Consider the following 1,856-nt stretch of genomic DNA (forward strand, 5'->3'; position numbering starts at 1 on the left):
CTCTACCAGTCGGTTCCGTTCCGTCAGGACACCTCTTACCTGGCGATCGGTGAGCGGACCAACGCCAATGGTTCCAGGAAGTTTCGTGAGGCCATGCTGGAGGCCCGCTGGGACGACTGTGTGGAGTTGGCGCGCGAGCAGATCCGTGAGGGCGCGCACATGCTGGATCTGTGTGTGGACTATGTCGGCCGTGACGGCGTGGCCGACATGGAGGAGCTGGCCGGGCGCTTCGCGACCGCCTCGACCCTGCCGGTCGTGCTGGACTCCACCGAGGTCGACGTGATCCGGGCCGGTCTGGAGAAGCTCGGCGGGCGCGCGGTCATCAACTCCGTGAACTACGAGGACGGCGACGGCCCGGGGTCCCGGTTCGCGAAGGTCACCGAGCTGGCGCGGGAGCACGGCGCGGCGCTGATCGCGCTGACCATCGACGAGGAGGGCCAGGCCCGCACGCCCGAGAAGAAGGTCGAGATCGCCGAGCGGCTGATCGGGGACCTGACGGGCCATTGGGGCATCCACGAGTCGGACATCCTCATCGACACGCTGACCTTCACCATCTGTACCGGTCAGGAGGAGTCCCGCAGGGACGGTATCGCCACCATCGAGGCGATCCGTGAACTCAAGCGCCGCCATCCGGACGTCCAGACCACGCTGGGTCTGTCGAACATCTCCTTCGGTCTCAACCCGGCCGCCCGTATCCTGCTGAACTCCGTCTTCCTGGACGAGTGCGTCAGGGCGGGCCTGGACTCGGCGATCGTGCACGCCTCGAAGATCCTGCCGATCGCCCGCTTCAGCGAGGAGGAGGTCAGCACGGCCCTCGACCTCATCCACGACCGCCGCAGTGAGGGCTACGACCCCCTGCAGAAGCTGATGCAGCTCTTCGAGGGCGCCACCGCCAGGTCCCTGAAGGCGGGCAAGGCCGAGGAGCTGGCCGCGCTCCCGCTCCAGGAGCGCCTGGGGCGCCGCATCATCGACGGCGAGAAGAACGGCCTGGAGGCCGACCTCGACGAAGCCCTCCAGGACCGCCCCGCCCTCGACATCGTCAACGACACCCTCCTGGACGGCATGAAGGTCGTGGGCGAGCTGTTCGGTTCCGGTCAGATGCAGCTGCCGTTCGTCCTGCAGTCCGCCGAGGTGATGAAGGCCGCGGTCGCCTATCTCGAACCGCACATGGAGAAGACCGACGCCGACGGCAAGGGCACCATCGTGCTGGCCACGGTGCGCGGTGACGTGCACGACATCGGCAAGAACCTCGTGGACATCATCCTGTCCAACAACGGCTACAACGTGGTGAACCTGGGCATCAAGCAGCCCGTCTCCGCGATCCTGGAGGCCGCCGAGGAGCACCGGGCCGACGTCATCGGCATGTCGGGGCTGCTGGTGAAGTCCACGGTGATCATGAAGGAGAACCTGGAGGAGCTCAACCAGCGCGGCCTGGCGGCGCGCTACCCCGTCATCCTCGGCGGTGCCGCCCTGACCCGTGCCTACGTCGAGCAGGACCTGCACGAGATCTACGGGGGCGAGGTCCGCTACGCCCGGGACGCGTTCGAGGGCCTGCGTCTGATGGACGCCCTGATCGGCGTCAAGCGCGGCGTGCCGGGCGTGAAGCTGCCCGAGCTCAAGCAGCGCCGGGTCCGCACCGCCGCCGCGGCGGCGGTGGTGGACGAGCGGCCCGAGGAGGGCCACGTCCGCTCCGACGTCGCCACCGACAACCCGGTCCCCGCCCCGCCGTTCTGGGGCACCCGCGTCATCAAGGGCATCCAGCTCAAGGAGTACGCCTCCTGGCTCGACGAGGGCGCCCTGTTCAAGGGCCAGTGGGGCCTGAAGGAGGTCCGCAGCGGCCAGGGAGCCTCGTACCA

1 protein-coding gene is annotated in these 1,856 nt (G+C 68.3%); it reads left to right on the forward strand.

Annotated features, from left to right (window positions below; genetic code table 11):
* Positions 1–1,856, forward strand: a 1,856-nt coding sequence (locus AC3ETA_RS47640; RefSeq protein WP_432199146.1) for a dihydropteroate synthase, incomplete at both ends; no start/stop codon positions are given.

This window comes from Streptomyces sp. bgisy027 (assembly GCF_057710365.1).